At 46.6% G+C, this 12036-nt stretch carries 12 protein-coding genes and 2 other annotated features; of the genes, 11 read left to right on the top strand and 1 reads right to left on the bottom strand.

Features of this window, described 5'->3' with window-relative positions:
* Positions 1-27 precede the first annotated feature (27 nt).
* On the bottom strand, positions 28-255 hold the full coding sequence (locus SLH55_RS04585) for a DUF1128 domain-containing protein (protein ID WP_219167691.1): 228 nt from the start codon (positions 253-255) through the stop codon (positions 28-30).
* 179 nt (positions 256-434) lie between these two features.
* Between SLH55_RS04585 and SLH55_RS04580 the strand changes: the two genes are divergently transcribed.
* The 11 genes from SLH55_RS04580 to proS all read left to right on the top strand — a co-directional run bounded on the left by SLH55_RS04580 (position 435) and on the right by proS (position 12026).
* Positions 435-926 carry a low molecular weight protein-tyrosine-phosphatase gene (locus SLH55_RS04580; RefSeq protein ID WP_219167690.1) on the top strand — a complete coding sequence of 164 codons (492 nt, stop codon included), beginning with the start codon at positions 435-437 and terminating at the stop codon, positions 924-926.
* Positions 916-1335, top strand: coding sequence for a hypothetical protein (locus tag SLH55_RS04575; RefSeq protein ID WP_219167689.1), 420 nt, complete (start codon positions 916-918; stop codon positions 1333-1335). The genes SLH55_RS04580 and SLH55_RS04575 overlap by 11 nt, the downstream gene beginning before the upstream one ends.
* A 17-nt stretch (positions 1336-1352) precedes the next feature.
* Entirely contained in the window at positions 1353-2195 is an 843-nt protein-coding gene (locus tag SLH55_RS04570) for a YihY/virulence factor BrkB family protein (protein ID WP_219167687.1), read from the top strand.
* Positions 2196-2307: 112 nt separating this feature from the next.
* A complete protein-coding gene (locus SLH55_RS04565; protein WP_320322807.1) occupies positions 2308-4047 on the top strand; it encodes a sensor histidine kinase in 1740 nt (579 codons plus the stop codon).
* The gene (locus tag SLH55_RS04560) at positions 4044-4763 is read left to right on the top strand and encodes a LytR/AlgR family response regulator transcription factor (RefSeq protein ID WP_219167683.1); all 720 of its coding nucleotides are present in this window, start codon (positions 4044-4046) and stop codon (positions 4761-4763) included. Before SLH55_RS04565 ends, SLH55_RS04560 begins: the two co-directional genes overlap by 4 nt.
* 221 nt (positions 4764-4984) lie before the next feature.
* Positions 4985-6433 carry a carbon starvation protein A gene (locus tag SLH55_RS04555; protein ID WP_320322806.1) on the top strand — a complete coding sequence of 483 codons (1449 nt, stop codon included), beginning with the start codon at positions 4985-4987 and terminating at the stop codon, positions 6431-6433.
* A gap of 322 nt (positions 6434-6755) precedes the next feature.
* Entirely contained in the window at positions 6756-6956 is a 201-nt protein-coding gene (locus tag SLH55_RS04550; RefSeq protein WP_034761269.1) for a hypothetical protein, read from the top strand.
* Between the two features lie 198 nt (positions 6957-7154).
* Positions 7155-7406 (top strand) — a binding site (T-box leader).
* 62 nt (positions 7407-7468) lie between these two features.
* Positions 7469-8692, top strand: coding sequence for an MFS transporter (locus SLH55_RS04545; protein WP_320322805.1), 1224 nt, complete (start codon positions 7469-7471; stop codon positions 8690-8692).
* Positions 8693-8721: 29 nt separating this feature from the next.
* Positions 8722-9747, top strand: a complete 1026-nt coding sequence (locus SLH55_RS04540) for a hypothetical protein (RefSeq protein ID WP_320322804.1) — start codon at positions 8722-8724, stop codon at positions 9745-9747.
* 19 nt (positions 9748-9766) lie between these two features.
* Positions 9767-10258: a hypothetical protein gene (locus SLH55_RS04535; RefSeq protein WP_320322803.1), complete on the top strand. Its 492-nt coding sequence runs from the start codon at positions 9767-9769 to the stop codon at positions 10256-10258.
* Between the two features lie 47 nt (positions 10259-10305).
* Positions 10306-10510: a binding site (T-box leader), on the top strand.
* Between the two features lie 85 nt (positions 10511-10595).
* Positions 10596-12026, top strand: coding sequence for a proline--tRNA ligase (gene proS, locus SLH55_RS04530; RefSeq protein ID WP_219167674.1), 1431 nt, complete (start codon positions 10596-10598; stop codon positions 12024-12026).
* Positions 12027-12036: the final 10 nt, after the last annotated feature.

Raw genomic sequence — 12036 nt, 5'->3', positions numbered from 1 at the left:
GAATGTCCCCCTTTTTTTATAGGAGCTTTATGCTTTTCTTCTAAGGCTACCCATTTCTTCGATGATCGCATTCATTTCACTTGGGCTGAAGTGATCCTTGCGATTCACCATTACATATAAGTCGTGGAGGTCCTCATACATTTCTTCATTAAAGTCTTCAGGTTTTACGGCGCCTGCATTGACCATTCTGAGCTTTTCTTTGATGGCATTGACCATGAATTCGATGTTTTCAGTTGTGTTTTGAGATAAATCCATTTCCGAATCGTCCTTTCTGACGTACCTTTACTACCATTAATCTTTCCATGATTCCTTCATCCTGTCAATAAGCCCCCCGAACATGAGTGACTCTTGGAGGATTTTTTTCGAAGAATGTTTTACACTATTAAGGAATGGGAAATGAGTAGGTAAGCTAAAACGTGAGGAAGGGATTGTTCATGGTATCTGTGTTGTTTGTGTGTTTGGGAAATATTTGCAGGTCCCCGATGGCAGAGGCGATTTTCAGGGCCAAGGTGGAGGAAGAGAATCTTGGTGAATCGATCGAGGTAGATTCAGCCGGTACAGGAGACTGGCATGTAGGAAAGAAACCTCATGAAGGAACTTTAGCCATTCTTAGAGAAAATAATATAAAGAGCGATGGCCTCGTCGCGAGACAATTTCATGTTGAAGATAAGAAATATGATTATATCGTAGCGATGGACGCTTCCAATGAACAGAATATGAAGACAATACTGGACCGTGATCATCACGGGAAGGTATTCAAGCTTTTGGACCTGATGGACGAAAGCAGGGATAAGGATGTCCCTGATCCATACTACACAGGAAACTTTCAGGAAGTGTATGATCTGGTGGAATCCGGCTGCAGCCGATTATTGAATAAAATAAAAAAAGACAATCATTTAAAGGAGGGTAATACATATGGGAAGTAATAAGTTTTTTAAAGGGGTCATGCTGGGTGCTGTTGCAGGGGGGCTACTATCGCTCTTGGACAGATCAACCCGACAGGAAGTGGGTTCCACATTAAAGAATAGCGGGACTTACATTTCAACCTACTCCAAAAACCCTCAGCAACTGATCGAGTCATCCAGGGAAGTGTACGAAAAATTGCGTACGACCGCCGATCAGGTCACAAGAGACATTCAATTCATCAGTGACAAGGTTGAGGAAATCAAAGGGATGACTCCTCAGGTGAAAGAGATCATCGAGGAGACGAAAGAAACGTTTGAAGACTCATCAGAAGCATATAAAGAGACGTTTTCCGACCGTGAAACATCCAATGAACTAACTGCTCAGGATGAAGAGAGTCAGCCGATTGCTTCTTCCTTTAAGGGGTATTAATGAAATGAGGTGAAAGCATGACGGATGAAACGGTCAAAGGAGGATGGAAAGGATTTTCAAAAAGTCTTTTTGGAAATATCAGTTCGAATGATGTAACGGGCCTTGCGGCGCAAATTGCCTATTATTTTCTGTTATCACTGTTTCCACTGCTGATTTTTATCGTCACCCTCCTCCCGTATCTGCCGGTTGAACAGGGAGATATCTTGGGGCTGGTCAGAGATTTTGCTCCCGGGGAAACGATGTCAATGATTGAGGAAACGCTTCAGGACGTCATGTCAAACCGCAATTCCGGTCTACTGTCTGTCAGTATCATCGCTACGATCTGGTCGGCGTCCAACGGGATGAATGCCATCGTGAAGAGTTTGAATCGCGCCTATGACGTAGAGGAAACGAGATCGTTCATTGCTACGCGACTCATGTCGATCCTTTTGACGTTCGCCATGATTCTCGTTTTTGTCATTGCACTCTTACTACCGGTATTCGGAAAGCAAATTGGACTTTTCTTATTTTCTCAATTTGGTTTTTCAGATCAATTTCTCGCCATATGGAATGGGATTAGATGGGCGATCAGTCCCATCATTCTCTTCATCATATTTGTTGGACTGTACTATTTCGCTCCGAGTAAACGGATCAAGTGTTTAAGTGCCTTCCCGGGAGCGATCTTTGCGACCCTAGGATGGGTTCTCGTTTCCCTTGCGTTCTCCTATTATGTAGGAAGCTTCGGGAACTATTCGGCCACATACGGAAGCATCGGGGGGATCATCGTCCTCATGATCTGGTTCTATCTGACGGGCATCATCATCATGATCGGCGGGGAAATCAATGCCCTCGTGACAATCAAGGACAACGATTCATGTTAAAATAGGGGAAATGTACTCCCCGGACATATCAGAAGATAAAAAAGGGGAAGATTCAATTAAACGAAACGTTTAGTGAATCTTCTTTTTTTGTGTAAACGAAAGGAGGGATCGCATGCTGATTGCGGCCATGGTCGAGAGGCTGGGAATCATCGTAACGATTGCCTTTGTAATGACGAGGATCAGCTTCTTCCGTCATCTGATCGAGAAGCGGACCCATGTGAAGAAATCCCAAACGATTCTCCTAATCCTGCTGTTTGGTTTCTTTGGGATCGTTGGTACATATACAGGACTGATTGTGAATCCTTTTCAGGAAGAATATACGAAGTGGCAGTGGCATCTGCAGCAGAATGAAGCGATTGCGAATTCCCGGGTCATCGGAGTCGTGGTAGCCGGGCTTCTCGGAGGTCCGTGGATCGGTCTTGGTGCGGGATTAGTTGCAGGGGTCCATCGCTATTTCCTTGGTGGATTTACGGCATTCTCCTGCGGGATATCAACGGTTTTGGCCGGTTTACTCGCAGGGTGGATCGGAAAGAGGGAAAAGAAGAACAGGCTCGTCTCCCCTCAGAAAGCCTTTCTTGTCGGATTCGCGGCAGAAGGGATGCAAATGTTACTCATCCTTCTCTTGTCTAAACCGTTTGACGATGCTTACTTGCTCGTTTCAGATATAGGCTGGCCGATGATCCTGGCAAACGGAATCGGGACGGGGATCTTCCTCCTTATCATCAAAAGTGTTTTCTATGAAGAAGAACGGATGGGAGCGGCGCAGTCACAAAAAGCGCTGCGCCTGGCAGACAGTACCGTGAAGTATATGAGGAAAGGGTTGAATGCGACCTCAGCTCAGGCAACATGTGAAATCCTCATGAGGGACGTGAATGCCCTTGCTGTATCGATCACAAATACATCCAATATCCTCGCTCATGTCGGATTGGCATCAGATCACCATCATGAAGGGCGGCCGATTCAAACCGAAGCCACGAAGCGGGTCATTGAAACCGGTGAAATGATGAAGGTCGGACGGGAGGATATCCAGTGTGACCGAAGCGGTTGCCCTCTCGGAGCGGCCATTATGGCACCTCTGCTGAAAGACGAAGAGATTGTCGGGACCCTTAAATTTTATTTTCATTCGGAAAAGGAGATTTCACCGATCTTGATGGAATTAACGAAAGGGATCGCGACGCTCCTTAGCCATCAACTGGAGCTGGCTGAAATCGATACGCATAAAGAGCTCGCGAAAGAGTCGGAAGTAAAAGCATTGCAGGCACAAATCAATCCCCACTTCCTGTTCAACACGATCAATGTCATTGTGTCTCTGACGAGAATCAATCCAGACAAAGCAAGGACCCTGCTGATTTCCCTTTCCCAATTCGTCAGACAGAACTTGACGGGGAGCACGAAGTCAACGTCCACCCTTAAAGAGGAAGTACAACATGTGAAAGCCTATCTCGCGATTGAAGAAGCGCGTTTTTTTGACAGGCTTGAAGTGGTGTACCACATCGATGAAGAGGCACTGAAGGTTCAAGTTCCATCCATCACCCTGCAGCCTCTTGTGGAAAATGCAATCAAGCACGGCATGAGGAATATGGAAGAGGGATTCATTTTGAAAGTCTCGATAGCAGGGGACGAGGATGAAGTAACCGTAAGGATCGATGATAACGGGGCTGGAATCCGTGAAGATAAAATGAATTCCCTTTTGGACGAGCCAGTGGAATCCGATTCGGGAACCGGTATCGGACTATACAATGTGAACAAGCGCCTGGAAATGATGATGGGAAAAGGATCCGGCCTATTGATCTCCTCATCAACAGGAAACGGAACCGTCGTAGAATTTACCCTAAGGAGTGAGAAGGAATGAGAGTCGCGATCATCGATGATGAACCATATAGCCGTGAAGAGATGAAACATCTTCTGAGCGGTTATCCATGGGTGGAAGTGGTTGGAGAAGCAAGTTCTGCAGAAAAAGGGCTGGAGGTCATATTAACTAAAAATCCTGATGTCCTGTTTCTTGATATAGAGATGCCCGGCATGAGCGGGGTGGATCTTGCTGAAACCCTTCAGAAAATGAAGCACAAGCCGGAAATCGTATTCGCGACAGCTTATCCTGACTATGCCCTTAAAGCATTCCGGGTAGAAGCGGTGGACTATTTGTTGAAGCCCTTTGAAGAAAGTCAGCTTGCCCAGACGATGGAGAGGTTAAAGTCCCTGGTGAAGATAGAAACTGAGACCAGGGAAAGTCCTTCCCTGGGGAAACTGGCTGTTCAGGATGAGGACAAAATAGTGTTCATCAGCCCTCAAGACATCCTCTATATTTTCCGGGAGGAGAGGGAAACGTTCATCTGTACCGAAAAAAAGAAATATACGTGCAGGCTCCCAATCAAGGATCTTGAAGCAAAGCTTGCTACTTACCCATTCTTCCGGGTCCACAAAAGCTATCTCGTTCAGTTGCCGTTTGTGGAAGAACTGATTCCATGGGGGAGCGGCGTGTATCAGCTGAAGGTTCATGGAGCGGATGAAGCGATTCCGGTGAGCAGGAATTATGTGAAAGAACTGCGGGAGAGGTTGGAATTGTAAGCATTACTGTGTGTACCGGGTACAATGAGACGGATTGGTACCCGGTACATTTTTTTGTTGGGGTATGAGGCGCAATTTGGCATTTTGCACGATGCACGTCAACACCGTATCAATACACTTCAACCTTAATTACCAACATCTTAAACAGAATGTGACGAATCTGTGAAAACGCTTGCTATAATGAAAGCGTATTCATAACTGAACGAAAGGGGATCATATACATGGTCACATTTCTGGTCTCGATTGTTGTCTTAATCATAGGTTACTTCACATATGGAAAATTAATTGAAAAGATTTTTGGTATTAATGAAACACGTTCAACGCCTGCGTATGCGAAGGCGGACGGAGTGGACTACGTGCCAATGGACACGAAGCGGAACTCCATGATCCAACTGTTGAACATCGCCGGTGTCGGCCCGATCTTCGGTCCGATCATGGGAGCGTTATACGGACCGGTTGCTTTCCTTTGGATCGTTCTCGGGGCGATTTTTGCCGGCGCGGTACATGATTACTTAACGGGAATGATCTCGATCCGTAATGGAGGAGCTCATTTGCCGGAGCTTGCAGGACGATTCCTTGGAAAAACGATGAAGCATGTGGTCAACGCATTCTCGATTCTATTACTTGTATTGGTCGGGACGGTGTTCGTGACCGCGCCTGCAGCACTGATTGCGAATCTGACACCAGCCTGGATTTCTCTTGGTGTCATCATTGCAGCGATCTTTATTTATTACATTGTCGCAACGTTATTGCCGATCGATAAAATCATCGGTAAAGTATATCCCCTATTCGGTGCACTGCTTTTAATCAGTGCCGTAGGGATCGGAGCAGGGTTAGTCATCACAGGAGCAGATATTCCTGAAGTTTCTCTAACGAATATGCACCCTGATTCAGTAGCTATTTTTCCTTTATTATTCTTGACGATCTCATGTGGGGCCCTTTCAGGTTTCCATGCCACACAATCACCGATCATCTCAAGAACGACTCAAAACGAAAAGAATGGACGCAAAATTTTCTACGGCATGATGATCCTGGAAGCGATCATCGCCATGATCTGGGCAGCAGCAGCGATGAGTTTATTCGAGCCTGGTGAACTGAATAGCATCCTGAAAGAAGGCGGACCGGCAGCGGTCGTGAGCGAAGTGTCGATCCTGATGCTTGGTTCCATCGGTGGAACGCTTGCCATCCTTGGTGTCATTATTCTTCCGATCACATCCGGTGATACGTCATTCCGAAGTGCACGTATGATCATTGCCGACTACATCAAAGTAGGACAAGTGAAGATGTCCAGCCGTCTTTGGATCGCCATTCCACTGTTTGTCATTTCAGTCGTACTGACTCGCATGGACTTCAACCTGTTATGGAGATACTTCTCTTGGGCAAACCAATCGACAGCGATGATTGCCCTTTGGGTAGGTGCCATGTATCTTGGTCTTCAGAAGAAACCGCACTGGGTCGCAACAATCCCGGCGATCTTCATGACGATGGTGACCTTCACATATATCTTGAGCGCACCGATCGGATTCGGACTTTCAATGGGGACAGCTTACATGGGTGCATCCATTGTGACGATCGTAGCCATTCTTGCCTTCATCTACACGTTAAGAAAGCGCTTAAACGATGGATCGGTCATCCAGGTCGACGAAGAGGTACCGCAGCCAGCAGCGTAAATGGAGAGTTTTCCGGTTATTACCGGGAAACTCTTTTCCTTTTCTGCACAAAATAAAGATGATTCACAAACTATGTTGTAGGAGTGATTCAGCATGACAAAGAAAACGAAAAAAGACGGCGGTACAAAGCAAAACCAAAATGCAAAACCAAAGCATAAAACATCCGGTTCTGCAAACGGACAGAATGGATATCACTAGAAATTCATGGCCAATCCTTCACGGGTTGGCTTTTTTATTTATAGAGCAGATGTCTTTATCCGTTAGGATGTATTATAATGGAGGTAGTTTCAAAAATTTAGTAGTCTCAAAAGGAGATCCCATTATGTCGAATACTAATGATCAACAAATACAGCCAGAAAAGAAAAAAATCAGCCTTCAGGAAGCGATGAAGCAGCAGCTTGCGAAGAAGAAAGAAGCTCAGGCAGGGGGCAAGCAGGCAACAGGTGGCCTTGCTTCGAACCAACGCATGCAAAGCCAGCAAACGAAGAAGCCTAGTAATACCCGCCGGAAGATGGGTAGCTAATAGTGGGAGAGGAGCGCTCGGGATTTGGGAGTGCTCTTTTTTATGTTGGCAGGCGGCTGCGTGGTGCGGAATTTGTCGGTTATTGGCGACAGGTTGATAAATCGAAAAAACGGTTGATAAAATCCCAATCACGCTGCTCGCCATTAACTTCCCTATTTACACTTCCATCCATTCATGCTAATATTAGAAAAATTTCAAAAAAATGCCATGAAGAGAAGAGTAGGTATCAAAGACTTCTTTAAAGAGAGCCCCGGCAGCTGAAAAGGGGCAGGAAGGACGGTATTGAACCAAGACTCTGAGCAGTGCATCGGAACCCGGTGGGGGATGGTGTGACGGGAGCTCCCGTTATAGAGCTAGGGTATATGCCAATGAGCCGTACCTGAAAAGGCCGGTATGGTGACATATTCGGCGAACTGGGGTGGCACCGCGATTCATAATCTCGCCCCCAAGATGAATGTCTTGGGGGTGGGATTTTTTTGTTTCACAAACACAATCGCGGGGAGGAATAGTGTATGAAAAAATGGAAGGATCCTTTATTGCTTTTGAGTGGAATCGGAATTTCGAATATCGGCGGGTGGATTTATTTGATCGCCCTTAATTTGATCGTATTGGATGAGTGGGCATCTCCCATGGCAGTCGTCATGTTGTATGTATTGAAGCCCGGAGCGGCCCTTTTAACGAATGGCTGGGCCGGAAGTGTGATTGACAGGGTCAATAAACGGAATTTGATGGCATTTCTGGATTTCTTCAGGGCGGTGTTGATTGCTGCGTTGCCCCTTCTTTCTACAGGATGGTGGATGTATGTAGTGGTGCTTTTCATCAACATGGGGAGTGCCATCTTTTATCCGGCATCGATGACGTATATCACGACTTTGATTCCGGGGAATAACAGGCAGAGGTTCAATGCTCTCAGGGGACTGATCGGGTCAGGGGCATTTTTGATAGGACCAGGGGTAGCGGGGTTGATGTTCATGATGGGAACCCCGACGGTCGCGCTTTACCTGAATGCTCTTGCGCTTCTATTATCAGGAGTGATTACCCTCTTTTTACCGAAGCTAGAGAATGGGGAGCGGGTTCATAAGGGGGGTTCCAAGTGGGAAGTGGTCAAGGGTGATTGGATGGTGGTCTGGAGCTTTAGCCGCAGGGCAGCGTATGTGATGGTCCTTTACGTTCTGTTCACGGTGATGCTTGTCATGACGGCCGTGATCGATTCCCTTGAAGCCGCTTTTTCAAAGGAGGTCCTGTACCTTTCCGACAGTACGTACGGTTATCTGGTGAGTATTGCAGGGGGAGGGTTCGTAATAGGATCACTTCTGAACACGGCGTTTTCTCACAAGCTCAAGCATTTGACTCTCATGGGCTCAGGCTCTGTGGTCGTTTCCCTAGGGTATATCATCTATGCCTGTTCACATAACTTCCTGACGGTGGCGATTGGGTTCGCCCTCCTATCCTTCGCCCTCGCCTTTGCGACTACAGGATTCGAGACATTTTATCAAGAACATATTCCGGTTGATATCATGGGCCGTGTGGGAAGCCTCTATGGATTGCTTGAAGGAGTACTTGTCATTTTATTAACAGTCGTGATCGGAATCGGCGCAGAGGCGTGGTCGATCCGAACCGCCGTGGCAGGGGGCTCGATTCTCATGCTATTGATCACGCTGATTTTATATTTCAGCTTACAGAAGAATTCTTGGGAAAAACAGTTGAAACAACATTCAGAATGTTATAATAAATAAAAAATATACTCATACAGGGGGGTTCGCGGATGAAGATGACGGTGGATCAGTATTGGAACAGATGGGAAGATCTGATGAACAGGGAAGAAGCGAGCTTTGATAAGTGGGAGGGTCTTGAGGACCTATTGTTCATTGCCCAAAAGGAAGGCGATCTCTATAAGGAGTTCTGCTGCCGTTTCGGCATCATCAGTACCGTCAACTATCTCGGGGAGTATGAGGAATTATTCGATCACTTTGAATGGTGCAGCGGCTTCTTCTTTGACAATGAAGAGAATCTTGAGGATTGGGTGGAAGACCTGCTGTGGATGTATAAATGGATGGCAGAACATTTAGTGAAGATGCCCGGCATAGAAAGGGAGCTTCTGGATGCCTTTTTCCGGGATTTCCAGGAAACATACGACCGCTATGGATACAGTCTTCGCCCTTATTACCAGCATCAGCATAAACGGGCTTTGAAGACAGGTGAAGCCGGAGATGCCCATGACCATTATACAAAATGGATGGCAGCTGAGCATGATTCTCTTTCGGATTGTGAAGCGTGTGAATATCAAACCCAGCTGGAGTATTTTTATTTTACAGGAGAAAAGGAAAAAGCCTCTCCCATCGAAAAGCTTTTATTGTCAAAGGAAGTGAGCTGTGGTGAAATCCCTCATCTGACATACAGTAAACTGCTCCTGCCTTATTATGAGGATGGACGGGTGGAGGAGGCGCGCCGATACCAGTCCGAAGGATATTTCTTCATCTATGATAAACCTCACTATTTGGTGGAAGCTTCAGAACATATCCGTTTCCTGGCGTTAACCGAACCTCAAAAGGGAATCAAGGTGCTGGAACGCCATATTGAATACGCCGACAGCGGGAAGGATCCATATGGGATGTTTTATTTCTATATGAGTTGCATCGTCCTTCACCGGAAGCTGATTGAAGCGGGTCATCGTCCTGGTTTCGCAGTGGATGTGATGAGTGAGGTGGCCGAGGAGATTGCGGCGGATTTTGATGAGAGGAATGGGAATGATTTTTTTGAGGGGGAGATGGAGAGGTTTTATGCTCTGTAAACATGGGAGGTTATATGCTGTGATCATACTTAGCATTCTTTCATTGTTGGCCTGTAGCAACCAGGATTCCAGGGAATGGTTTGAGACGGAGGAAGAGGCTATTCAATATGGTTTACGCACGGAAGGTTTTGAGGGAATTCCTCCGAAAATACTTTCTACGAAAGAGTATCGGGGAGAAACTCTCGTATTCTTTGACCTGGCAGGTGATTTTGGCGCGGCCAGTATATCCCGGGGTGAAAAGGGATATAGCTGGTATCGAACCGCTCCTCATTTCGGATTCGAAGGAGGCGGTGATTATTCTACGGGAGGCTTTGAGCTCTCAACGGAAAGTGGAGTCAAGGTTCCTGTTATCTGTGGGAAAGCATTTGATGTAAGCATTAAGAAGATGGTGCTATCGGGGGACGGACCTCAAAGGGATTTGACATTTACGAGTGGTTCGCGGCTGTATTTCAGTATTCAAGAAGCAGACTATAATGGGCTTGAGGTAGCCCCTGTGCGATCGGGTGAATAAAATGCAATTGACACCCCCATCAAATCTCTATATAATCATCTAAAATAACTGAAACATTGAAGAGGATCAGTAAAAGGATCTTGTCTTTTCAGAGAGGGAGCGGTTTGGTGAGAAGCTCCCATTGATGAACCTTTGAACCTGCCTCTAAGTTCTGTATCGATTGAAGATATCAGCGGTCCGAAACCGTTATCATGGAATGAGTGTAAAGCTTTGCTTTGAATCAGGGTGGTACCGCCAGAAATGGTCCCTGATGAGAAGCAGGGCTTTTTTTGTTTCTGACGGATGGTTCGCTGAAAAAATGGACGATAAATCCAACCAAAAAACGAGGTGCTATAAAATGGCTAAAGAATTTGTAAAGGATGTAACGGGCATGGAGGAAGACTTTGCCCAGTGGTATACCGATGTCGTCAAGAAAGCGGAGCTCATCGATTACTCAAGCGTCCGGGGATCGATGATCATCAGACCTTACGGGTATGCGATTTGGGAGAATATCAAGGATGCCCTTGATGCGAAAATCAAGGAAACCGGGCATGAAAATGTGTATATGCCCCTTTTCATTCCAGAAAGCCTATTGCAAAAGGAGAAGGATCACATTGAAGGATTCGCTCCGGAAGTAGCGTGGGTGACACACGGAGGGGACGAGGAATTAACGGAAAGACTCTGCGTGCGTCCGACGTCCGAAGTATTATTCGGTGAGCATTATAAGAATATCATTCATTCGTATCGCGATCTGCCTAAGCTTTATAATCAGTGGGCGAATGTTGTCCGCTGGGAGAAGACGACCCGTCCGTTCCTCCGTACACTGGAATTCCTTTGGCAGGAGGGGCATACGTGCCATGAAACCGATCAGGATGCACATGACGAAACGGTCAAAATGCTTGAAGTATATGCAGAGCTGTGTGAAGAGATGCTTGCGATCCCGGTCATCAAGGGGCAGAAAACGGAAAAAGAAAAGTTTGCCGGTGCGAAATATACGTACACAATCGAGAGTCTGATGCATGATGGGAAAGCCCTGCAGTCAGGTACATCCCACCATCTGGGGGACGGGTTTGCGAAATCATTCGACATTCAATTCACAGACCGTGACGGCAAGCTTCAATATGTACAGCAAACATCGTGGGGTCTCACAACTCGCATCATCGGGGCCATGATCATGGTCCATGGGGACGACCGGGGGCTTGTGGTACCGCCACGGATCGCTCCGACCCAGCTGATGATCGTACCGATTGCCCAGCATAAGGAAGGTGTCCTGGATTTTGCTTATAACCTGAAAAGTCAGCTGGCAGATGTTGCCCGTGTGAAGATCGATGCGAGTGACAAGAAGCCTGGCTGGAAGTTCAATGAGTATGAAATGAAGGGGATCCCACTCCGCCTGGAAGTTGGGCCAAGAGACATCGAGAATGGGCAGGTTGTCCTCGCCAGACGCGATACCGGTGAGAAGATCATCGTGAAGATGGAGGAACTTGAAGAGAAGGTCGCTGAGCTATTGGAAGATATCCAGCGTAATCTACTGGAAAAAGCGAGGGCTCATCGAGAAGAAAAAACATCGGTAGTTAAAGACTTTGACGAGTTCAAAACCGTCATCAATGAACAGGGTGGATTCATCAAAGCGATGTGGTGCGGGGATCGTGCCTGCGAAGATAAAATCAAGGAAGAAACGAGTGCGACTTCACGCTGTATGCCGTTTGAGCAGGAGAAAGTTTCGGACAAATGTGTGTGCTGTGACAAGGATGGGGAACATTTGGTGTATTGGGCTAAGGCATATTGAGGAAAGAAAA

The sequence above is a fragment of the Rossellomorea sp. YZS02 genome (genome assembly GCF_033963925.1).
Classification (GTDB): Bacteria; Bacillota; Bacilli; order Bacillales; family Bacillaceae_B; genus Rossellomorea.
The sequence above is the reverse complement of the archived record's forward strand: the minus strand, read 5'-3'. Positions and strand labels throughout refer to the sequence as shown.